A 22985-nucleotide genomic window follows, 5' to 3' on the forward strand; every position below is an offset into this window, starting at 1 on the left:
TGCAATCCGTAAGGGACTGTATCTCCCTCTTACACGTAAAAGAGTTTACCCATTAATTTATTTGGTCGAGTCTCTTTCAATCAGCTCAGACAGCAATTCAATCTTTTTATCTTCCAGCACCAATTGCTTTTTTCGGAAGGATTGAAATAAGGCTGATGCGGCCTGTTTCCCGATTTCAAATGCAGGCTGGGTAATTGTACTCAATGATGGATGAAGTAAGGATGCCGTACGCAGATTGGAAAAACCAATGATCTTGATTTTTCCTGGGATGTTCAATTCCAGTTCCCTGCAGACCTCATAACACAGGATAGCGAGCAACTCAACGGAAGCAAAGATTCCATCGGGCACCTGGGAAGAGCTGAGTAATGTTTTTATTTTTTTATAGTTATCTTCCTGGTCATTTCCGCAGTTAATGACCATATCCTCTCTGAAAAGGAGCTGGTTGTCTTTTAAGGCATCTATATATCCTTGCCTTCTTTTTTGGTCTATGGACAGGTTTTTTGAGAAAGCAAGATAGCTAATCTGTTTACATCCTTTATTAATCAGGTGTTGTGTAGCCTGATAACCGCTCTCATAATCATTTGTTGTCACCTTAACGGTACTCAGGCGCTCACAAATACGGTCGAAGAAAACAACCGGGATGTTGGAATTTTTGAGTTCCTGGAGATGGCTGATGTCATCTGTTTCACCAGATAAGGACATCAACACACCATCCACCCGTCCATTGGTTAAATGTCTGATAAAATCAGCTTCCTTCTGATGGCTTTCATGTGTAAGATAGATCAGCACATGGTAACCATTTTCCTGGGCAATTTCTTCTATTCCATTGATCACAAGGGAAAAAAAGTTGTTGGCAATCTCAGGAAGGATGACGGCGATGGTATTGCTGCTCCGTTTTCTCAGGCTGCTGGCGTATGGATTGGGCTGGTAATTCAGTTTTTTTGCCAGTGAATGTACTTTTTCCTTTGTCTCTGCGCTGATTTCATAGCTGTCATTTAAAGCCCTGGAAACTGTTGAAACAGCCAGGTTTAATTCTTTAGCAAGACTTTTTAGTGTGACCTGATCCATATATTGGAACGAAGATATTAAAAAAATAATGGTTGTTTGTTATGCTGTTCCTGTTTGAAATGTAAATGCAGTATCTATTGCCATAACCTGGGATTTTCATACGGAGCCAGGCCACTATTGCCCTGATTATATGACGGTACCGGGCTTTACAAATATATAGCCAGAATTGATTTTATATTTTTTATCTCTCTGATTTTCTGTAAATGAATGTTTATAAGCTTGTTTTGGCCAAAGTCAGTACTGTGGTACAGGTTTTGTGTAAGTTGTAATGAAAAACATTATACACTTTTAATTCTCTACCTATGAATAACCTAACTTTAAACGATCAGATTTGCAGCCACATGGACTGCCTTGAAAAGTTCGCCTTCAAGTTTACACGCGATCTTGAAGATGCCAATGATCTGGTACAGGATACCGTGATCAAAGCCATTCGTTATCATCATTTGTATAAAACAGGAACCAATTTAAGAGGCTGGTTATTTACCATCATGCGGAATACTTTTATCAATGATTATCGCAAAGGAGTAAGAAAATCTGCTTTGATTGATACTTCGGAAGAATTGAACTCTTATCAGTTGCATACCAGTGCCATGAAGAATGAAGGAGAGAATAAGTTCATTTTGGATGATATCAACAAGGCGATGGAGAAATTGCAACCTGAGTATTCCATCCCTTTTTTACGTTATTTTGAAGGGTATAAATACCAGGAAATTGCAGATGAGTTGCAGATTCCAATAGGAACCGTTAAAACCAGGATTTTTATGGCCCGCCAGTCTTTAAAGAGCCAGCTTAAAATGTACAGCGAGCAGTTTAACAGCCGCCAATCCGCATAGTTTATTTTTGAGGATGGAGTATCCTACCTGAACCCCAGCGCCAGCAATCCATAGCTTAAAATGCTTTTGGAGACATAAAAATATATAAAACGAGGCCGATCACTGATCGGCCTCGTTTTATATATAGCAATTCTGGAAAGTATAGGCATCCCCCCTTGAGGCGAAATCAGGTTATTCCTTCGTCCGGGAATCAAATAGGTTAAACTCCCCATCCATATCTTTGAAAGCCCATGCCGCCATTGCATCAATCACCGGCAGTAAACCTCTTCCCCCAACACTCAACCTGTAATTCACAACCGGAGGGACTATAGCTTGCGCATCGCGTATCACCAATCCGTCAGATTCTAATTGTTTCAGGTGCTGGATCAGCACTTTTTCAGATATCGCAGGAATTGCACGTTTCAGCTCACTATACCTTTTGTTTCCGGTAGACAAGTGGTAAAGGATGATTGGTTTCCAATAGCCACCAATCTTCTCCATGACATAGGTTACCGGACAGTTGGCAAGTGCGTATTGTTTATTTTCCTGGATGGTGGAATTCTCTTTGATGGCTGTCATGATACATACTTTAGGGTAAGTACTTGTATAAAAGTAAGTACAAATATACCTTTGTTTATATCAATTAAAAGAAAGAATATGAAAATCACAATTGCAGGATCATTAGGAAATATTGGAAAATCACTGGCTGAAAAACTTGTATCCGGGGGACATGAGCTGACAGTTATTACCAGCAGTGCGGATAAAGGCCCCGCCATAGCGGCATTGGGTGCCAGGGCAGCTACCGGATCAGTAAATGATGCCGAATTTTTGACTACAGCGCTAAGAGGAGCGGATGCCGTTTTTGCAATGACGCCACCCAATCTCGGTGGATCAGCTGTTTTGCTGAATACCGTGAATGCGGGTAAGGCTTTTGCGAAGGCGATTGAAGAGAGTGGGGTGAAAAGGGTAGTGATGCTAAGCAGTGTTGGTGCAGACCAGAAAGAGGGAACCGGACCAATTGTTGGCCTCCATAGAATTGAAGAAATTTATGGTTCTCTTAAAAACAGTGCGCTAACCATTCTTCGTGCAGGATATTTCTACACCAATTTCTATAATGATATCCCCTTAATTAAAGGCATGGGGATCATTGGAGGAAATTATCCTGGAGAAACAGCAATACCCTTGGTACATCCGGCTGATATTGCCACTGCCGCCGCAGAGGAACTGGTTGCACAGAAAGATGGAACAACTGTTCGGTACGTTGTGAGTGACGTACGTTCAGGACAGGAAATCGCTGCAGTTCTTGGAAGTGCTATTGCAAAGCCGGATCTTCCATGGGTGGAATTTTCAGACGAACAGTCACTGGAAGGGATGAAACAGGCTGGCCTCCCTGAAGAAATTGCCGCTTTATACACAGAAATGGGTCAGGGAATAAGAAAAGGACTTTTGCAGTCGGACTTTGAGGCACAGGGAGCAAATGTTACCGGCAGAACAACACTCGATGATTTTGCAAAGGAATTTGCCTCATCTTTTTAAGTAAGAAGATGGAGCGGAGCCTGAACTGTGAATCTTAGTTTCGACGTTCAGGATAAAATTACCAGGGCCGGCAGTATATTCATCGCTGCCGGCCCTGGTAATTTTACAGGTTAAAAATTGCAGATCGGCTATATTATATTGCTGCCAGGTGGATCGTCTCCAGTCTGGCTAAAAGCACAGGAGAGGTATTTTCTTTTCTGCCGCCAGATGGACCCTGCTCGTCGATATGACGCTGAAAGAGTTCATTCAGTAATGAAATATTTTCGGATAAGCTTTCACTGATCCGGCTTAAGGGTAATGGTAGGCGATCAGGTGCCGGCAAAAAACTGTCATGCTGAAAATGTAAGATATGGAGTACTTCTGCAAGGGCATTGTCGAAACTTCCAAAGTTTGATGACGTGTTTAACATGGCTGTAGAAATTGGCATTCCTCCTTCAGCTAATTCCTTTAACATATCCAGATAGGGAATCTGGGCCCTCAATGCCAATGATGTTTGTATGTCCTCCAGTAACCTGGAGGTTAAATCCGATCCTGTCATTCTTCTCCATTTAAAATCAGCTGCAAAACTAACATAGTTTAGGAATAAATAAATAGGATAAAATTGAATCAAAGCCATAATTTATCTATTTTGGTATCGACCAAATGACCACATGATGAATAAAAGAGTTTTCACCTTATTCCTGTTAATTCATTCCTGCCTGCTGCTCTGTATTTCGACTTCCCATGCCAATGACCATATTTTGGGTGCCGGTTTGAAACCCCTGGGACGAACATTAGTAAATCTCAGGCAGGAGCTGGAGCTGGTCTCTTCAGGTGCACACTTCGGCCTGAGTTTCAAAGGGACGGAGTGCCGGATTTATGTGACACATGCAGACGCTTCAGGCCATAATTACCTGCAATACGAACTGGATGGGGTGTACCAGAAAAGAATCCGTATAGAGGGAAATTCAGCCTCACCAGTCATCATCAGGGCAAAAGGGAAAGGAGTTCATACCTTATGGATTTATAAAGCGACAGAAGCACATACCGGTGCGCTAAAAATTGCTCAAGTACAAGCCGAAGAAATAAAGAATATAGAGATTCCCAAACTTCCGCTGATTGAATTTATCGGCAATAGCATTACTTGTGGCGCAGCTGCTGATGATTCCCTTGTGCCTTGCGGGACAGGGGTTTACCATGACCAGCACAATGCCTACATGGCATATGGGCCAAGGGTAGCCCGATCGCTGTCGGCCAATTTTATCCTGTCCAGTGTCAGTGGAATAGGCGTATACCGTACCTGGAACAGGGAAAATCCATCTCTGCCAATGGTCTATGACCAGCTTGATTTTCAGGAGAAACAGACGCTTAAATGGGACTTTTCTACCTATACGCCTGCAGTGCTGAGTATGGCCCTGGGCACGAATGATTTGAGTAGAGGGGATGGAAGCCCCAGGGCAGAATTTGATACCCTGCGTTTTGTGAGTACCTATGTGAAATTTGTCACACAACTGAAGTCCATATATCCTAATGCCCGCATTGCATTGCTTTCCAGCCCCATGATCAAAGGCAATTCAGCTCAGCTATTGGAACGTTGTCTAGGCAGGATTAAAGAAAGTATAGATGCGGATTATCCAAACGATAAACCTGTTTCCACCTTCTTTTTTAAGCCAATGGATCCACATGGCTGTACCGGACATCCAAATGTGGAAGACCATGGCATACTGGCTGAACAGTTAAAGGGATTTTTCTATCAATTGCTGCATTGATTTCAGGAGGTGTGGAGTTATCAGGGTTAGAGTTCCAGGAAAAACTCTGCCAGGTTTTTCTCCGCTGGGATATTCAGCTTTTTCCGGAGTCTGTGCCTTCTGATTTCCACACCCCTTAGCGTAATATTTAACAAGGAGGCCATTTCTTTACTGGTCATATTCATGTGCAACAAGGCGCATAACTTCAGGTCATTTGGTACCAGCTCAGGATATTTTGCTTTTAGCTTCTTGAAGAAACTACCATGCGCTTCGTCAAAACTGGATTCAAACATGCTCCAGTCACGCCGCTGGTCATTTAAACCCTCATCTACCAGCTTCTGCATCTTGCGAAGTTCATCATCGTTCGACTCTTTTCCTTTATCTGCCCTCAGTTTTGTCATTTCCTGATTCAGGTTCTGCAACAGTTCATTTTTGTAGATGAGGGTCATTGCCGAATTGGACAGCTCCCTAGTCTTGCTGAAAAGTTCTGCCTGAAGTTTCTCGGTTTGAAGCTTGAAGATTTGTTTTTCTGTGGCTTCGGCCTCTCTTTTTATGAATTCGTCTCTGTCCTCTTTCATTTTTATCATCATTCGCTTTCTCTCTGCTTTTAGTTCTTTGTCAAAACGTTTTTTTCCGAGGTAAAGAGAAAGTAGGATGATTATAGTATAGACGACAAAGGCGTAACTGCTGGCATAAAACGGCGGACTGATCCTGAATTCAAATACACTGGTTTTACTGGTCTCTGCATCATTAATTTTAGCACGTACATGGAAACGGTAGTTTCCACTGGAAAGGTTGGTGAAATCTTTCTGGGCAGATGGACTCCAGTCGGACCACCGCTGGGAATAACCTTCCAGGTAATATTGGAATTTTATTTTCGCCTGCCGGTAGTAGGGCAGGGTATAACAAATCCTGATATTATTCCTGTCGAAAGGAATTACTATTTCTGTATCCGTATTTCCATTTTCAGTAAGGGTACGGTACGTATCGGTAATATCATCTACACGGCTGACCAACACTGCCGGTAACTGTTTCTTGGTATAGTTTTCCGGATTGTCCGATCCATTGTAAATGACAAATCCGTCATCTACACTGATCATGTGGAGGTGGTTGCCAATCTGATTTACATTCTCATAGTATTCTACCATTCTTCCGTTCAGCGGACTAAACTGGTTGGAATCTATGTCTAGTTTTCCTGGCTCCGTAAAATGTACCAAGGCGGTTTTACCATGGTTGAGCAGCCAGAATTTTTTTGGGCCGGCATGGATGATTTTATTGGATGTTGAAAAACTTCCCAACGCGGAGTTGAGCTGTTTATAGGGACTAAAACTATCACTGACTTCATCATAAAGGACGAAACCTGTTTCTGTAGAGAAGACCAGCTTGTTCTCCATCATCCCCATATTGATGTTGTTATTGCGGAGCAATCCGTTTTTTGCCGTATAATACCTTGTTTTTAAAACTTTCCTGAAATCAGCACTTAAAGTCAGTTTGTATAGGCCCTTATAAGGATGGCTCACCCAGATGTCGCCGCGGGAATCCTGTTCCACATTCAAGGAAGGCTCATTAAAGTTTTCAATCTTACTCAAAAACGTCCAGTTCCCCTGTTGGTCCTTTCGATAAAGGACGAGTCCTGTGTAGGTGCCCTGGATGAGATAATCCGGATGGCTCAGCAATTTTTTAATAGTCCATCCACCTTTTACAGCAGAAATCTCCTTCATCCTGTTTCCTGTAACGCTGAAAGTACCTTCATTCTGTCCGCAGATCAGCTGGTCATCTATGATGGCCAGGTTCCATACCTGCCCCTGGGAGTTGGGAATGAGTTTGAAATTGAAGCTCTTCGGGATGGTGCTGTCTGTTGCCGACCAGGAACTGTAGAATAATCCCTGATTGGTACCCAGGTATATGTTATTTTTATAAATCAAACTGGAATACACCGTTCCAAATTCCCCTGTCCTGTCTAGATAAAAGGAAAATGGAGAATTTAATTCTATCCGGTCAATGCCAATATCAAGGCCTGTCCAAAGATTCTGTTCCTCATCACTGTACAGGCTCAGTACCGTATTGTTCTGGAGCCCTCCACTTTTATTGATTTCCTGTATGACCTTTCCCTGTTCGTCAATGACAATAATTCCATTCAGGATCGTACCAAAGGCATAATATTTATTGTTGAACCTGACCCCATTATTGAGCTGGGAAGCTTTTAGAAAGGAATTTGCTGCGCTGGGAAAAGGAGTATAACCCGAACCATTATACAGATATAACCCATCTTTTGTGGTTCCGATCAATAAATCCCCGTTTTTATAGGGCAGGATGGAAATGATGTTTTTAGGAATTATATTTCCAGTCTGCTTTAAGGGGGCAAGCCTGTTTCCTTTCAACTCGTGTACACCTTTATGAAGAACCTCAATAAAAAAACGCTTGCCCACTTTTTGGAGAAAGAGGAAGGTTCCAGATTGTTCAACGACGGTAATCTTATGGTTTTCATATATATATATGGAGCTGAACGACTGGAAAATTATCCTTTTTCCATCGGTAAAAATCTTCCAGATCTCATCTTTAAGGGGTGATTTCTTCGGTAATAGTGGGTTTAAAGAGGTATAGGTTAATTTTCCGTTTTGATAAGCCCAGAAGCCAAATTCACTAAATCCTCCCGTATAGATATGGCCATCGTTTCCTACAGCGACTGCACGGACAATCTGATGTTCCGGAAGGGCATATTGTTGCCAGTAGCGCCCATCATAGGTCAGTAGGCCCCGCGCATTCCCAAAGTACATGATTCCGCGTTTATCCTTGCAGATTGCCCAGTTTTGATTGCCGGACTGGTATGCCGATTTGGTGAAATTCTGAACATGTGGAACACCCAGGGTGGTGATATGGTCGGCTTTGACCATATGAAGACCTGAAAAGAAGAAGAAGCTAATAAAAAAATAAAATACAGGGCGTGAGATCATTATAAAAATAGGTCTTCAAGCAATAAATAGCTCGCAAACCTACCCATTAAGTCGATCAGGCAGGATAATTAAATGATAAGTTATTGTTAAGTAATTGTGAACATAAGGTTGGATTCCACTATTCCAAGCCTTTAGGTTAATTTAACGATACGATAATGATCAGCCAAAGTTTCTGATGATTGATCATAAAATGCCCCCGGGTTTGGATTTTTCAGGAAATTACGGTTGTGTGGGCAATATTGGCTCTCCCTAAGGTTTTGTAGTAGTAGTGTAGTACCCCTTTGAATTGTTTTTTGAAAATATGTTTCGTTTAAAATATGTTTTTGAGTTTTATGAATAGACAGGTGTCCCGTTCTGTCTTTTTACCGGATAGATTTGTAGTACCTTAAAATTAAGCTGCATTCGCTGTTGAACAATTTCTTAACTTTTAGGTGTGTTTTTAGTAACATGATGCCTCTACTTTCGCCACGAAATTAATTCACCCCAGTTTAATCGTGGTGTCATCTCATCAAAGCTTAATAGAGCAGATGATGTTGTTGCCACCAGTATTCAAAAACAAAAAAAATGATAAAAAATTTATTCTTTACTTTCATGCTGTTCTTCCTTACCTGCTTTGGAAGAAATGATTTAGCAGCACAAACCACACAAGCTTCGATATCGGGAGTCATTTCCGACGATAAGAGCCAGCCAATTCCCGGGGCTTCGGTTCAGGTGCGGAATGAATCGACCGGATTTACGACTTCGACTACAACCAATGCAAAAGGGGTATATACCTTTAAGGAACTTCCCCTGGGAACGCCTTATAGTGTGACTGTAAAATATGTTGGATTCGGTGACCAGAAAAGGACAGGTTACTCCCTGAACCAGGGTGATGCCGTAAGGGTAAACATTAGCATGCAGGATAATGTACAAAGTCTTTCAGTGGTTGAAATTGTAGGCTCAGGAATGAAAAATAAGACGGAAAACTTCGGTGCAGCAACAACGGTTTCGGCGAGGGATATTGCGAAATTACCTGTAAACGGGCGGAACTTCACCAGTTTAATGGATCTTTCTCCGTTAAGCAGGGGAGGAAGCCTGATGGGGCAATTGGGATCGTCTACCAATTATACCATTGACGGGATGAATGCAAAGAACCCAACCTCAGGTGGCTCAACCACCAGCCGCTCGGGTGCCCCTTACTCACTTTCTATGGAAGCTGTGCGTGAGTTTAAGGTTGTGACCAACCAGTATGACGTGACCCAGGGCCGTGCCGGTGGAGGTACAATCAGTGCCGTAACCAAGTCGGGTACCAACACACTGACGGGGAGTGCATTTACTTATGGCCGCGCAGACTGGCTGGCGAGCAGGTATGCAATCAACGGAAATAAACGGATATCTGATTTCTCTACCTATCAATATGGATTCTCTTTGGGTGGTCCCATCATCAAAGATAAATTACACTTCTTTGTAGCCTGGGATCACCAGAGGGAAGCCCGTCCGCTGCAAATTGCCAATATCCAATCTTCAGCAGATGAAACCAGGCTTAAACTGACACAATCTACTTTAGATAATTTTGTTGGCATTGCACGTGAGAAATATGGGGTGTCAAATAACAAACAATTTGGTGAATTCGATAAACTGAGAGGTTCTGACGCTGCTTTTGCCCGTATTGACTGGCAGATCAATGAGAAAAACTTATTGACCATCAGGGACAATTATACCAATGACAGAAATAATCTTGGACTAGAAGACAATACGGCGATTAACCTGTATGAGTCCTATGGTAACGATAAGAATGTGGAAAATAACTTATTGGCGACTTTACGTACTTCTATCAGTCCCCGCTTAACAAATGAGCTGAAAGCCATGCATTTGTACACTTATCAGCAAAGTAGTCCTGGCAGCGAGCTTCCTTCGGCAAATATCCCGCGTGCGGTAGTGGAAGGGTTGGAATCTTCGGTGGGAGGTACTACCTTGAATACCAACATCCAGATTGGCGGTCACCGTTTTGCCCAGGAAGGATTTGAGAACAATGTCTTCCAATTGGTAGATAACTTATACTTTAATACCGATAAGGTAAAATATACATTTGGTGCAGACCTGATGTATACCCGTGCACATTCTGTTTATGGCAGTGAGCTGAACGGTAAGTTTTTCTTCGGTAATACACAGACGGCTAGCGGGGATGTGGTTTCTGCCATAGATAATTTTTCTAATCTGACACCTTACCGTTATACCAGGGAGGTTCCATTGATCGCCGATCCCAGTGTAACACAAGGCATCTTCAATTCTGCCCTTTATGCGCAGATGCAGACTAAACTGGCCAAAGGATTGGAAATGAATGCCGGTATCCGTGCGGACTATACCCATTACCCTGCTGCTCCATTGAATCAGTTGGTGTATGACGAATTGGGTTTACGTACTGACAATTCCCTGTCTACTTTTCAATTCCAGCCACGTGTACAATTTACGCTCGACGTAAATGAAGAACACCGCGACTATGTACGTTTTGGTGCCGGTATTTTTGGTTCAGATATCAATAATTACGCAACGATCAATAACAGGGTATTCGATGGTACACGGATTGCCTCCGTTGATGTAAGAACACCTAACGTACCTACGCCAAACTTCCCGGGTTACCGTAATGATCCCTCTACCTCGCCTGGTGTAGAACTTTTTGATATCCCTGGGGTCAATAAACTGATCACCATCAACACCAATGCAAGTGACGCACGTGTACCTGTAGTTTATAAAGCGAATGCTTCTTATAACCACTTCTTTACCGATAAATTGAGAGCGGGTATTACTGGTTATGCGACACTGGCGAGACATAACTATATGTATGTTGACCGCAATATGGTCACTACACCATTCTTTACCCTGGAGAATGAAGGAGGAAGAGGCGTATATGTGCCAGCTTCATCTATTAAAGACAATTCTCCGGATTGGCAGCAAGGCCGTATCAGCAATAAATTGGGCCGTGTGCTGGAGATGAACAGTAAGGGTAAAATCAACCAGTTTGCAGTGGTCGTTGACGCAACTTATCAATATTTTAAAGATGGTGAGATTACCGTAAGTTATACCTGGAATGATACCAAAGACAACACATCTTATAACGGTAACGTAGCCAATACTGCTACCTTATCTTTTCCGGTAGAAGATGATCCCCGTGATTTAAGTAAAATGAGTTATTCTGATAACCAGTTCCGTAATAAGATAGTGGTATATGGTACACTGCCTACATTTGCAGGATTTAGTGTGGGTGTACGTTACTCAGCAATCAGCGGAACAAGGTATAGCCTGCTTTCAGGTGGCAATACCAACGGTGATTTTGTGTCGGGAACAAATGACCTTGCTTATATTTTTGATGTAAACAATGCAAGTGTGCCGCAAAATGTACGTACAGGATTACAGGCTATCCTGGATAACCCAAATGCAAGTCAGAGTTTAAAAGACTATATCAATAAGTACTCCGGTAAAATGGCAGAGCGAAATGGTGGTGTAAATGGTTTCTATGGTACGGTAGATTTAAGAATCAGTAAGAAATTCAAAATCTACAAAACGCATAGCATTGAGTTTTCAGGAGAGCTATTTAATGTAGCGAACTTATTGAATAAAAAATGGGGTGTAAACGAGTCAATGGGCAACCAGTCATTGTACTCATTGGGAACACCTAAAACAGATACAGCTCCGGCACAACCCGGATTTAACACCACAACCAATCAGTTCGTATACCGTGTAAACAATTCTGGTATTGCCTCTCCATCAGGAAATCCTTGGCAAGGTCAGTTTGGCGTACGTTATTCGTTCTAATTTCTTTTCTTTTTAAATACAACAAATCCCGATGGTGCCTTCGCCATTGGGATTTGTTGTTTATGACCGGCTAAATAGGGAAGAATCAGTAAAATTGGTAGGAACTCCCGTAATGTGTATCCTAATCCTTAGGCAAACAAGACTGATTTTTGTAAATGAGGATGAAGCTGTCTAAAAATGAAGAATTTGTGTGATGGATAAACGTGTAAATATTGCTGGTGAAGGGGGAAAGCCATTTCTGCATATCAAATGTGTTGTTTTTACTTGGGATAAAACCCTTAAAATACTGTTAAAGAAAAAGGACAGGCAAGGCTGCAGAACTTTTCCTGAAGGGATGGTCAGGTTGGATGAAAATCTGGATGAAGGCGTGCGGCGTATGATATTTTCGGTAACAGGCGTAAAAACGATGTTTTTCCGGCAGGTTGAAGTCCGGGATCGGGCATCAGCTACGGATGCAGAAGAGAAAAAAATAGGATCTCTACCCTTACAGCGGATACTGACTATAAATTTCTATGCCATCATCAGGAAAGAAGAATTAAAAAAGGGTCCGGATGAAGAATTGTACAGCTGGCACGGTATCCATTCAATCCCGAAGCTAGACAATGAGGATGTGGAGTGTTACCGCAAGTCTTTTGGGAAAATTCAGCGGAACCTGAATTATGATCCAATCTGCTATTATTTTCTTCCGCAGGTGTTTACTATGGCAGAATTACAGGGAGTATACGAACAAATCCTCGCAATGCCCATGAACAGGGGTAATTTTTACCGGAAAATCAAGGGGTATGATATCCTGAATAAATTGTCCATGACCCGATCTGTTGCGCTCTCCAGGCCATCAGAGCTCTACCAATTTAATTTGCAGAAATATTTTCAGGGCCTGGAAAATGGTTTGGCAAAGACATGGTGACCCCGGGTGTTGAAAGTGCTGAGGTAAGAAATTGATCAGCGGATATGGTGTAATGCGCAACGAAAATCATATTTTTAGCAGATTGAATAGGATTCAATTTGAGCTACACCAAATATACACATGCCCTGCCGGAACAAACCCTCATCTGCAAAACGGAATAGCATTAAACAATCAGCACCGATTAGTTTTTATACTGGACTGTTTAAACCGCGGGCAATTTTATATTATCTGTTGCTCTTACTCTTTTCTTCCTTTCATGCGTTTGCACAACCAAAGTGTAAAATTGAATATTTTTCTACAGAAAATGGGCTTTCACACAATTCTGTCACCAGTCTGCTGAAAGATCACAACGGATTTTTATGGTTTGCCACCTGGGGTGGTCTCAACCGGTTCGACGGTTATCAGTTTCTTTCCTATAAATCTGTGCCAGGTGACAATTCCCCGCTGACCAACGACAGGATTGATGACATTGTAGCCGACGGAACCGCCAACTTATGGTTAATGGGAGCCGGAAAACAGGTGTATAAATTCAACAGGGAAAATGGAGCTTTCCTCAATATTTCTGCACTGGTCAGTAAGGAAAGAGGATACCAGGTGTTTTTTGAGAAAATCTGCAAACTCAGAGACGGATCTATCTGGCTTTTTTCTGCTGAAAAGGGATGGTTCTCTCCCCAAAAGGATGGGCCTCAGCACAAGGAAGTTTTTAAGAGGTACGGACAGGGGGCCGGTACGGATGTACAAGTCCCATTCGATCAGTTCAATTTTATGGAACAGGACAAACAGCTGAATGTCTGGATTGGTTCAGTCAAAGGCCTGATCCGTATGAGAAAAGATTCCAAAGGCCTGTTTAAACCGCTGGCTGTTGATCCTGCTATCGCCAGGAAAAACTTTAGTACCTTCACTGAAGGAGCAGCAGCAGTTTATTTTGGAACCAACGAAGGAGAATTGGTGATTTACCATAAATATACAAACAGTTTCAGTATCAGGAAGTCTTCGGGCAGCCCCCTGAATGCACTAAAGTTGTCGCTTAAAAAAAATGTCATCTATGCCGCCACCGGAAATGGTGCCTTATTGACAATGGATTTAAACGGAAACCGAATAACTGTTTCCGTGGTGGATAAGAATCCAATTCATACCATTTACGAAGACCGCTCCGGTATGCTTTGGATACAGCCGGATAAACGTGGAGTCATCAGGTTCGATCCATATTCTGCAACATCAAAACACTATACCCAGGTGGCCGACCGGCAGGTGGATCCCAAAGTCAATTATTTTAAAGTTTTTGAAGATAAACGCGGATTGGTTTGGGTGAATATGAAGGGAGGAGGATTTGGTTACTATGATGCCGGAAGAGATCAGGTTGCCTATTTCTATAACAAGCCCAATTCCATCGACAGACAGTTTTCTAATGTAGTGTATAAGGTTTTTTATGACCCGCAGGACGTGATGTGGCTCAGCACAGATGACCGGGGGATTCATAAGGTCATCTTTCAGGACCATCAGTTCAGTCAGCAATTAGTAGACAGGCACACCATCGATAAAGCAAATAATGAAATCAGGGGCATCCTGTACGATAGGAACAAGAGATTATGGTTTGGTGTGAAAAGTGGAAAGCTGCTATTGTACCGTGATGGTCATCAGCTCAGTGATCAGGTATTTGTCAATGAACCTCCTGGGGGACTTGGGCCGGTTTACACGATGTTAGAGGATAAGGCGGGGAACATCTGGTTTGGTACTAAAGGAAACGGCTTGTTTAAGGCCAGTCCGACTGACCCTGCCAGGACACGCTACCGGCTTAGTCATTTTGTCAATGATCCGAAGGATGGACACAGCTTAAGCAGCAATCAGGTGTATGCGTTATTACAGGATAAAAAAGGACAGGTCTGGGTCGCTACTTTTGGCCGGGGACTGAACCTGGTCAGGGAAAGGGGAAATCAACTGGATTTTCTGCAAATGAACCGGATGGCCAGGAGCTATCCCCAGGGTTCGTTTCAGCAGATAAGGCACCTGGCCTCGGATGAAAAAGGGCATGTTTGGGCAGGTACCACAGACGGTTTGCTGATACTGGATATTTATTCCCCGGAATTCCGGACTAAAACTTACCGTAAACAGCTGGGAAAAAAAAATAGCCTTGGGAATAACGATATCCAGTTTATTTACCGTGATGCAAAAAACAGGATGTGGTTGGGCACCTCCGGAGCGGGACTGGAGCTTGCCGGAGGAAAAGATGCCATGGGGTCGCTCATTTTCAAGAATTTTCCAACAAATGATGGCCTGGGAAATAGTTATCTCCTGGGTTGTGTGGAAGATCAAACGGGCAGGTTGTGGATCAGCTCCCATGGCGGACTGAGCAGGTTTGATCCCGGTACACACACCTTCCGTAATTTTGATACTTATGACGGACTGCCCAAGGTTAATTTTTCAGAAGGCGCAGCGCTGGGCACTGCAAATGGCGACCTTGTTTTTGGTACGGTCAAAGGTTTTATCAGATTCAGGCCGGCTGACATCAGGGATGAAAAAGTAAAGACAAACCTTGTTTTTACCGGTTTGGAAGTAAATAATAAAACCAGGAGTACCCGGAATGGAATGCTGCAGAAGGATATCAATTACCTTTCCATGCTCTGCCTGAAACACTATGAAAACAGCATTAGTATAACCTATGTCACGCTTTCCCAGCGGTATGCCAATAAACAATGGTATGCTTACAGGCTAAAGGGATATGAAAAGGAATGGCAGTTGAATAACGGAGAGCAGAGGAGTACCTATACCGACCTTCCCCCGGGAAAGTATACTTTTGAAGTGAAAAGCATGAACAAAGACCTGTATGCGCCTATGCCTTATCGGCGGCTGGAAATTGTCATCTCACCAGCATTGTGGCAAACCTGGTGGGCCTGCCTGGGTTACCTGATCCTATGCATCATTTTAGTGGAAAGTATTACCCTGGTAGTTCTTCCCATCAGGTTATTCGATAATGAACACTTTCCTTTCTTCATAAACGATTTCATCAATCGGCAGAAAGCAGACGCTACTGTACCTGCTCAGGAAGGAAGAGGGGTTCAATTGAGTCCGTCTGCCGTTAAAATGGTTTCCAGGGATGATGATTTTCTGAGGGAGGTAGTTCGTATTGTAGAAGATGGCATGGTCAGTACAGCATTCAATATCGACCAGGTGGCGGAAACCATAGGGATGGCCAGGACAACGTTCTACAGGAAATTTAAGCAGCTGACAGATTTAACACCTGTTGAATTTGTGAGGGATATGCGCCTGCAGCGGGCAAAGCAATTACTGGATGGCGGAGAGACGAATATTTCCATTGTAGCCTATACCTCTGGATTCAATGATGCGAAATACTTCAGTACCTGTTTTAAAGAAAAATATCAGCGCTCTCCATCTGCGTATCTCAAGCAAAAAACATAGGTTTTATACCTGAAAGGATCGATTGGTTAGAATTTACACCTATTTCACCAAATTTTAAACCCCTTTTTGGGCTTGGCCGGCTAGGTTTGTGTACAGCAATGAATGTTTCAAAGCTGTATAATCTTATGTATGATCAGATGAAAGGTTTAAAAAAAATGTCAATAGCAGCCATGGTGGTTTTGTCTTTTGTGGGTATCAGTACCCATGGTCAGGACCAGCATCCGGATAGGCTAAAATTATGGTATGCTCAACCAGCCGATAATTGGAATGAAGCCCTGCCGATAGGGAATGGGAAACTCGCAGGAATGATCTTTGGCGGAGTGGAGAAAGATGAGGTCCAATTGAATGAGGAAACCATTTGGGCCGGGGAACCTGGTAATAATATAATTCCAGAGGTATATGACCCCATCGTCAATATCCGTAAATTGTTGTTTGAGGGCAGTTACCAACAGGCACAGGATCTTGCCAACACCACCTTCCCAAGACAGTCACCACCAAATTCAAACTATGGAATGGCTTACCAGACTGCAGGAAGTCTTCTGATCAATTTTAAGGGGCAGAAAGCAATTAAGAACTACCGTCGTGAACTGGATGTGGCCAATGCGGTTTCAGCAGTAAGCTATGAGAGTGGAGGTGTCCGTTACCAGCGGGAGTATTTTGCATCACTGACAGATAGTGTGATCATCATTAGGTTGACGGCAGATCAGCCCGGTCATATTTCCATGGTGCTGGGCATGAACAGCCCTTTTAAAGACCATGTGGTAGCCACACAGCCGGGGAAACTGATACTTTCCGGGGTTTCCTCGACGGTAGATAATAAAAAAGGAAAGGTTCGTTTTCAGGTGCAGGTGCAACCTGAAGTAACAGGCGGAAGTATACAGCAGACAGAGAATACGATAGATATCCGGGAGGCAAATGCTGTTGTGCTGTATATTTCTATGGCAACCAATGTGCAGAATTATAAAGATATCAGTGCAGATGAGGAGCTCAAAGCAAGTCAGCACCTGGCCCATGTGAAGGGAAAACCTTATGCGGATTTAAAAAAATCGCATGTGGAAACTTATAAGAAATACTTCGATAGGGTATCTTTCGACCTTGGGTTTTCTGCTGCTGCCAGGAATACCACCGACCGGCGAATCCGGGAATTTGGCAATGGCAATGACCCTGCTCTGGTTGCCCTGTATTTTCAGTTTGGCCGTTACCTGCTCATCTCAAGTTCCATGCCTGGTAGTCAGCCTGCAAATCTTCAGGGGAAATGGAATGATAAACTTAATCCACCGTGGGACAGCAAGTATACCGTTAACATCAATACCGAAATGAATTACTGGCCGGCAGAGGTGACCGGTTTACCGGAGATGCATGAGCCACTTTTTGATCTATTGAAAGATCTTTCTGTAACCGGTCAGGAGAGTGCAAGGCAAATGTACCATGCACGCGGATGGAACATGCACCACAATACAGACCTGTGGCGTATTACAGGGCCGGTAGACGGAGGTTTTTACGGCATGTGGCCCATGGGAGGGGCATGGCTAAGTCAGCACCTGTGGCAGCATTATTTATATACCGGGGATAAGGTGTTTCTGAAGGATGTTTATCCGGTACTTAAAGGTGCAGCCTTGTTTTATGCCGATGTTCTCCAGGAAGAACCCGCCCATAAATGGCTGGTTGTCGCTCCTTCCATGTCACCCGAGAACACTTACATGAAAAATGTAGGGATCAGTGCGGGTACCACCATGGACAATCAACTGGTATTTGATGTGTTTTCAAATGTAGTGAGTGCCGCTACCATCCTGCAGCAGGATAAAAAACTTTCAGATACCTTGACTGGAATGATTAAACGTTTACCACCGATGCAGATCGGCCAGTTTTCACAATTGCAGGAATGGCTGATGGATTGGGACAAGGAACAGGATAGACATCGTCATGTTTCACATCTGTATGGTCTTTTTCCTGGCAGTCAGATCTCGCCATTTTTAAATCCGGAGCTTTTTGAAGCGGCAAGAAACACATTGGTGATCAGGGGAGATAAATCTACCGGTTGGTCGATGGGCTGGAAAGTGAATCTTTGGGCAAGGTTGCTGGATGGTAACAGGGCCTATAAGCTTATTGCCGACCAGTTATCCCCGGCACCAAAAGAGACGCAGGGGCAGAATGGGGGCACTTATCCCAATTTGTTTGATGCTCATCCGCCATTCCAGATTGATGGCAATTTTGGCTGTACGTCTGGAATAGCTGAAATGTTAATGCAGTCATACGACGGCTCCATACACCTGTTGCCCGCAATCCCTGGGGTATGGAAGCAGGGTAGTATCAAAGGGCTGATCGCCAGGGGAGGATTTGTGGTCGATATGTCCTGGAAAAATGGTCAGATCAGCTACCTGAAGATCAAGTCACAATTGGGTGGGAACTGCCGCATCAGGGTTCATGGTGAGGTGGAGCCTAATCTTAAAATTGCCAGCCCGGCGAAGGGAAGGAATTTAAATCCTTTTTATCGCATCAATGAAATTAAACAGCCCCTGATATCCGGAAAAGCTTCTTTAAAAGGTTTAGCAATAGCCAGAGGGAAACTGTATGATGTTAAGACCAGTGCCGGAGATTCTTATGAGCTGATCAAAGAATAGGATAACTGTGCTGTCTATTCTTCCAGGCTATATTTTTTAATCGGACAAATTGTACTAATTTCACGGCCATTCCGGGATTCAACATTCGGGGATGGCTTTACTGAAAAGCTCACCTGATCCTTAAAAAATAAATAAGATGGCCTACATAAAAAAGAATAGTACAGCTGACTGTGTTCAACAGGATAGGGATAGAACAAAACTATCAGGTTCTTTGAGGTATACCGGAGGTGTGTTATTGCTGTACATTTTGTGCTGTATTTTCAGCTGTCAGGATGAAAAACCACGCGGAAAGGAGACCAGGGCATCTTACAGGGCGATCAATAAAAACGATACCGCCATGCTCGACCTTACTTTTTACGACAAGGCATTCTATGGAAAGCTGGTCATCAATTTTAATGGGACCTTTAAGGATTCAGGAGAAGTGAATGGAGTACTGAAAGGGGATACCCTGAAGGGAACTTATTATTTTCGCCATATCGGAACAGCAAAGCGGGAGAGAGACCCGATTTCCCTGCTGAAAAAAGACAATAAACTCATTATGGGCGTGGGTACCATCGAAATCTACATGAATATGAGGTTTTTCAAAAAGACAGAGCCCATCGACTATGAAAAGGTGAAATATACATTCGAGCAGATCAATTAAAAATGTCAAGCTTAATGAGAGGAAGATAGTTGAGCCTCATTCTTCAGTAGAGGACAAAAGCAGGTATCGCGCATTTAAAAACTGTTTACAGCCAGAGAAAAGCCAGAGTCGCTGTGGCTTTTCTCTGGCTTTTCTATTTTGTTGTATGGGGGTACGGTATCCCTGGCTATGGTTTGTCCGACGTTCGGTTTCTTGTTAAAATATTGTTACACCTTGGTAATTGGTAAGAAAGAATTCTTAATAGAATAAGCTTTCTTGCAAAACAAGATTCAAGCCATGTGATGTGGATGATCTGTTATAACCTCATTAACTGCAATTTTTTATGAAGAGATACAATGTGATATGCTGTTTACCTGTGCTGATGATTTTGCTGTTCAGTTTAAACCTGAAAGCACAGCAGCCCTACTGGTTGGATGAAACTGTTAATGAGGTCAACAGAATGCCTATGCATTCTTCCTATTTTGTTTTTGAAAATGAAAAAGCAGCAGAGAAAAAGGACTGGAGATCATCTGCCAATTACCAAAGTTTAAATGGCGACTGGAAGTTCAGTTGGGCGGAAAAACCTGCAGACCTTCCTGTAGGTTTTGAGTCGGTACAGTTTGATGACAGCAAATGGAAGACCTTTAAGGTACCAGGCAATTGGGAGCTGAATGGGTATGGCTTCCCGATTTATACGACAAGTGGATTTGAATTTGCTTATCTGATGGGTGGAAAAGTTGATCCACCCTTAGTGCCTTTAAATTTTGATCCCACAGCGGTTTACCGCCGTGAGGTTGATATTCCTGCTGATTGGCAAAAAAAGCAAGTGGTTTTACATATTGGAGCAGCAAAGTCTAATTTATCTGTTTGGGTAAATGGCAGGTTTGTTGGCTATGGCGAAGACAGTAAACTGCCTTCAGATTTTGATATTAGTCCCTGGTTGAAACCCGGTAAGAATTTAATTGTCCTCAAGATAATGCGCTGGGGAGATGGGAATTATATTGAAGACCAGGACATGTGGCGATTGAGTGGCATCACCAGGGATTGTTATCTTCTCGCCAGAAATCCCATGCATCTGGAAGATATTGAAGCTATTCCTGATTTGGACAGTCTCTATAAAAACGGATGGTTAAATATCAGCCTGAAGTTGAATAAACCTGGAGCAGGGATAAGTGCAGAGGTAGCCTTGAAAGATGGGGACAAGGTCGTTAAACAGCAGCTCCTAAAGTTTGATGGAACTGATCAGGCCTTTTACAAAATGGACATGCAGTCGCCAAAGTTGTGGAGTGCTGAAACTCCGGCTTTGTACGATCTGACGGTCACCCTGAAAAACGATAAAAATGAAATCATCGAAATTATCCCGCAACGTATTGGTTTTCGTAAAATTGAAATCAAAAACGGCCTTTTTCTGGTCAATGGAAAACCTGTACTCATTAAGGGAGTCAACAGACATGAAACGGATCCTGTAACCGGACAGGTGATATCGAAAGAAGCCATGCTTAAAGATATTAAACTGATGAAACAGTTTAATATCAATGCAGTGCGTACCAGCCATTATCCGAATACGGAGTATTGGCTGGATCTCTGCGATGAATACGGGATTTATGTGGTGGGTGAAGCAAATATTGAATCCCACGGAATGGGATATGATATTACCAAAACCATGGCGAACAGGCCTACCTGGGTATCCGCCCACTTGATGCGGGTGCAAAGGATGGTGGAAAGGGACAAAAACCATGCTTCTATCATTACCTGGAGCATGGGAAATGAAGCCGGTAACGGGTATAACTTCTACTCTTGTTACCTGTGGATGAAGAAACGCGACAAGAGTCGCCCGGTGCAATATGAGCGTGCCGTGGCAGATTATAAGACCTTTACCTATGAATGGAACTCTGATATCATCTGTCCGATGTACCCGACACCAGATCGGATGCTTGCTTATGCTAAAGCTAATCCGGTTCCATCGCGACCATTTATTATGTGTGAGTATGCACATGCTATGGGCAATTCCCTTGGCAATTTTGTGGATTACTGGGAGATCATCAGGAAAAATAAACATGCCTTTCAGGGAGGTTTTATCTGGGATTTTGTAGACCAGTGTTTTCAAAGGGTCAATTCTAAAGGTGATACCGTTTATACCTATGGTGGCGACTACGAGCCGAAGGAAGCGATCACGGACTGGAACTACGCAGCCAAAGGTGTTTTTTATGCAAACAGAACGCCCTATCCCCATGCCTGGGAAATGAAAAAGGTTTATCAGGATATTCACACTGTGCTCAAAGAACAGCATAAAATTGAGGTTTACAATGAGAAGTTCTTTACCAACCTGGATAATGTACAGATGGAATGGGAAGTGACTGTCAATGGAAAATCTGTTGAGAAAGGAAAGATAACCTCAGTGAAGGTTGACCCTATGCAGAGCAAATCTTTCAGCATTCCTTATCATGCTCCTGCTAAAGGAGAAGCCTTTCTGAACCTGACGTACCGATTGAAATCTGCTGAACCTTTGCTGGAGTCCGGGCATATTGTTGCTGTTGAGCAGATCAAGCTTGGGGGCACTTATGTCAATGACCTGCATCTATCCGCTTCAGGGCAAATGGAGAAGATAGAAAATGGTAAAGAAGTTGAATTCAGATCGGTAAATTTCAGTATGACCTTTGATAAAGCAAAGGGAGTCCTGAAACAGTACCGTGTGGAAGGCAGGGAGATGCTGGACAGTCTGTATGGATTAAAGCCCAATTTCTGGCGAGCTCCGAATGACAACGATTTTGGTGCTGATCTGCAGCTTAAATTAAAGAAATGGAAAGATGCGTTTGCCAAGGCCAGGCTACTGGCCTTTGAAACTGAGGTTGCAGATGGGAAAGCCTTGGTTACCACCTCATTTTCGCTTCCTGATGTAGCTGCAAAGCTGACTGTGGTGTATACGATGAATGGAAAAGGGGAATTGCTCGTGAACCAGCATATGGTGGCAGATACAGCTGCTCACACAGAAATTCTTCCCCGTTTCGGAATGCAATGGATCCTGCCTGCCGGATATGGGCAAATTGAATATTATGGCAGGGGACCGCAGGAAAATTATCAGGACAGGTCATTCAGTGCTCATGTCGGTGTTTACCGGCAGTCGGTTAAATCACAGTACTTTCCTTACGTTACCCCACAGGAGACAGGTAATAAAACAGGCATTAGGTGGTTCAAAGTCATGGATAAGTCGGGCAAGGGTTTTGTTGTGACTTCGGATACCCAATTGAGTATGAGTGCACTTCATTATTTTGATGCAGACCTGGATGATGGGGATAAACGTCACCAGCGCCATGCTGCTGATATCAGTGCACGGCCGGAAACCCAGTTGAATATAGATTTTAAGCAAATGGGAGTGGGGGGGATTGACAGCTGGCGATCAAGACCACTGGAGCAGTATCAGTTACCATTCACAGGTTATAATTTCAGTTTTATGATTAAACCAATCCGATAAGGACTTATATGAAAAACGCAGTGGCATCCACCAGCTGCGTTTAACAATTATTAACTA

The 22985-nt window shown here is 43.2% G+C and carries 13 protein-coding genes; 9 read left to right on the forward strand and 4 right to left on the reverse strand.

The annotated features are described in order from the left end of the window. Positions 1-57 precede the first annotated feature (57 nt). Positions 58-1068 (reverse strand): LacI family DNA-binding transcriptional regulator, encoded by a 1011-nt coding sequence (locus ACSBL2_RS10940; protein WP_442591731.1) that lies wholly within the window; start codon positions 1066-1068, stop codon positions 58-60. A 302-nt stretch (positions 1069-1370) separates the two neighbouring features. Between ACSBL2_RS10940 and ACSBL2_RS10945 the strand changes: the two genes are divergently transcribed. Continuing rightward, entirely contained in the window at positions 1371-1901 is a 531-nt protein-coding gene (locus tag ACSBL2_RS10945) for a sigma-70 family RNA polymerase sigma factor (protein ID WP_442591732.1), read from the forward strand. Positions 1902-2072: 171 nt separating this feature from the next. Here ACSBL2_RS10945 and ACSBL2_RS10950 read toward each other — a convergent pair whose 3' ends face one another. Next, positions 2073-2459 (reverse strand): winged helix-turn-helix transcriptional regulator, encoded by a 387-nt coding sequence (locus ACSBL2_RS10950; RefSeq protein ID WP_442591733.1) that lies wholly within the window; start codon positions 2457-2459, stop codon positions 2073-2075. 78 nt (positions 2460-2537) lie between these two features. Between ACSBL2_RS10950 and ACSBL2_RS10955 the strand changes: the two genes are divergently transcribed. After that, the gene (locus tag ACSBL2_RS10955; protein ID WP_442591734.1) at positions 2538-3416 is read left to right on the forward strand and encodes an NAD(P)H-binding protein; all 879 of its coding nucleotides are present in this window, start codon (positions 2538-2540) and stop codon (positions 3414-3416) included. 133 nt (positions 3417-3549) lie between these two features. On the opposite strand, the gene ACSBL2_RS10960 is transcribed toward ACSBL2_RS10955, so the two are convergent. Continuing rightward, the gene (locus ACSBL2_RS10960) at positions 3550-3954 is read right to left on the reverse strand and encodes a hypothetical protein (RefSeq protein ID WP_442591735.1); all 405 of its coding nucleotides are present in this window, start codon (positions 3952-3954) and stop codon (positions 3550-3552) included. A 112-nt stretch (positions 3955-4066) separates the two neighbouring features. On the opposite strand from ACSBL2_RS10960, the gene ACSBL2_RS10965 reads away from it, so the two are divergent. After that, positions 4067-5164, forward strand: coding sequence for a GDSL-type esterase/lipase family protein (locus ACSBL2_RS10965; RefSeq protein WP_442591736.1), 1098 nt, complete (start codon positions 4067-4069; stop codon positions 5162-5164). Between the two features lie 26 nt (positions 5165-5190). On the opposite strand, the gene ACSBL2_RS10970 is transcribed toward ACSBL2_RS10965, so the two are convergent. Then, positions 5191-8037 carry a triple tyrosine motif-containing protein gene (locus tag ACSBL2_RS10970; protein WP_442591737.1) on the reverse strand — a complete coding sequence of 949 codons (2847 nt, stop codon included), beginning with the start codon at positions 8035-8037 and terminating at the stop codon, positions 5191-5193. A 624-nt stretch (positions 8038-8661) separates the two neighbouring features. Between ACSBL2_RS10970 and ACSBL2_RS10975 the strand changes: the two genes are divergently transcribed. The 6 genes from ACSBL2_RS10975 to ACSBL2_RS11000 all read left to right on the forward strand — a co-directional run bounded on the left by ACSBL2_RS10975 (position 8662) and on the right by ACSBL2_RS11000 (position 22928). Next, positions 8662-11889 (forward strand): carboxypeptidase regulatory-like domain-containing protein, encoded by a 3228-nt coding sequence (locus ACSBL2_RS10975; RefSeq protein WP_442591738.1) that lies wholly within the window; start codon positions 8662-8664, stop codon positions 11887-11889. A gap of 193 nt (positions 11890-12082) precedes the next feature. Next, positions 12083-12796, forward strand: coding sequence for an NrtR DNA-binding winged helix domain-containing protein (locus tag ACSBL2_RS10980; protein ID WP_442591739.1), 714 nt, complete (start codon positions 12083-12085; stop codon positions 12794-12796). Positions 12797-13027: 231 nt separating this feature from the next. Beyond that, entirely contained in the window at positions 13028-16213 is a 3186-nt protein-coding gene (locus ACSBL2_RS10985) for a two-component regulator propeller domain-containing protein (protein ID WP_442591740.1), read from the forward strand. Between the two features lie 137 nt (positions 16214-16350). Continuing rightward, entirely contained in the window at positions 16351-18834 is a 2484-nt protein-coding gene (locus ACSBL2_RS10990) for a glycoside hydrolase family 95 protein (protein WP_442591741.1), read from the forward strand. Between the two features lie 136 nt (positions 18835-18970). Next, a complete protein-coding gene (locus ACSBL2_RS10995) occupies positions 18971-19477 on the forward strand; it encodes a hypothetical protein (protein ID WP_442591742.1) in 507 nt (168 codons plus the stop codon). A 322-nt stretch (positions 19478-19799) separates the two neighbouring features. Further along, entirely contained in the window at positions 19800-22928 is a 3129-nt protein-coding gene (locus tag ACSBL2_RS11000) for a glycoside hydrolase family 2 TIM barrel-domain containing protein (protein WP_442591743.1), read from the forward strand. Positions 22929-22985: the final 57 nt, after the last annotated feature.

Origin of the sequence: Pedobacter sp. AW31-3R, from assembly GCF_052180285.1 — a bacterium.
In the GTDB taxonomy this organism is placed as follows: Bacteria; Bacteroidota; Bacteroidia; order Sphingobacteriales; family Sphingobacteriaceae; genus Pedobacter.

Excerpts from the sequence above, each read along its gene's own strand:
- ACSBL2_RS10970 (WP_442591737.1), bottom strand. The coding sequence starts at position 8,037 with ATGGTCAAAGCCGACCATATCACCACCCTGGGTGTTCCACATGTTCAG.
- ACSBL2_RS10950 (WP_442591733.1), bottom strand. The coding sequence starts at position 2,459 with ATGACAGCCATCAAAGAGAATTCCACCATCCAGGAAAATAAACAATAC.
- ACSBL2_RS10960 (WP_442591735.1), bottom strand. The coding sequence starts at position 3,954 with ATGACAGGATCGGATTTAACCTCCAGGTTACTGGAGGACATACAAACA.
- ACSBL2_RS10990 (WP_442591741.1), top strand. The coding sequence starts at position 16,351 with ATGAAAGGTTTAAAAAAAATGTCAATAGCAGCCATGGTGGTTTTGTCT.
- ACSBL2_RS10995 (WP_442591742.1), top strand. The coding sequence starts at position 18,971 with ATGGCCTACATAAAAAAGAATAGTACAGCTGACTGTGTTCAACAGGAT.
- ACSBL2_RS10955 (WP_442591734.1), top strand. The coding sequence starts at position 2,538 with ATGAAAATCACAATTGCAGGATCATTAGGAAATATTGGAAAATCACTG.
- ACSBL2_RS10980 (WP_442591739.1), top strand. The coding sequence starts at position 12,083 with ATGGATAAACGTGTAAATATTGCTGGTGAAGGGGGAAAGCCATTTCTG.
- ACSBL2_RS11000 (WP_442591743.1), top strand. The coding sequence starts at position 19,800 with ATGAAGAGATACAATGTGATATGCTGTTTACCTGTGCTGATGATTTTG.
- ACSBL2_RS10940 (WP_442591731.1), bottom strand. The coding sequence starts at position 1,068 with ATGGATCAGGTCACACTAAAAAGTCTTGCTAAAGAATTAAACCTGGCT.
- ACSBL2_RS10945 (WP_442591732.1), top strand. The coding sequence starts at position 1,371 with ATGAATAACCTAACTTTAAACGATCAGATTTGCAGCCACATGGACTGC.
- ACSBL2_RS10965 (WP_442591736.1), top strand. The coding sequence starts at position 4,067 with ATGATGAATAAAAGAGTTTTCACCTTATTCCTGTTAATTCATTCCTGC.
- ACSBL2_RS10975 (WP_442591738.1), top strand. The coding sequence starts at position 8,662 with ATGATAAAAAATTTATTCTTTACTTTCATGCTGTTCTTCCTTACCTGC.